Here is a 249-nt window from a genome sequence, read left to right as displayed (position 1 = left end):
ATCAACATCATTAAAACCTTCGGGTAGCTGTGGTCGACGAGACATCTGTTCTAGATAATGCATGGTAATGATGCCTAAGCATAGTTGGCGGCAGCTTAAGGATTTAGAAAATGCGATTGGTATTAAACTGTTGGAGGAGGAGTTCCAAACTGAATGCGACCTACGGACAGTTTATAAGCTACTACATAGAGTAAAGTTGTCGTGGATTTCTGGCAGATCAAAACACCCAAATCAGGATCTTGAAGCGCA

Annotated in this window: 1 protein-coding gene; it reads left to right on the top strand. The window is 42.2% G+C overall.

Annotated elements, in window-relative coordinates:
• Positions 1 to 61 precede the first annotated feature (61 nt).
• The coding region (locus tag AK963_RS36990) for a helix-turn-helix domain-containing protein (protein ID WP_139117863.1) at positions 62 to 249 on the top strand (188 nt) is incomplete at its 3' end.

This window comes from Endozoicomonas atrinae (assembly GCF_001647025.1).
In the GTDB taxonomy this organism is placed as follows: domain Bacteria; phylum Pseudomonadota; class Gammaproteobacteria; order Pseudomonadales; family Endozoicomonadaceae; genus Endozoicomonas; species Endozoicomonas atrinae.
The sequence above is the reverse complement of the archived record's forward strand: the minus strand, read 5'-3'. Positions and strand labels throughout refer to the sequence as shown.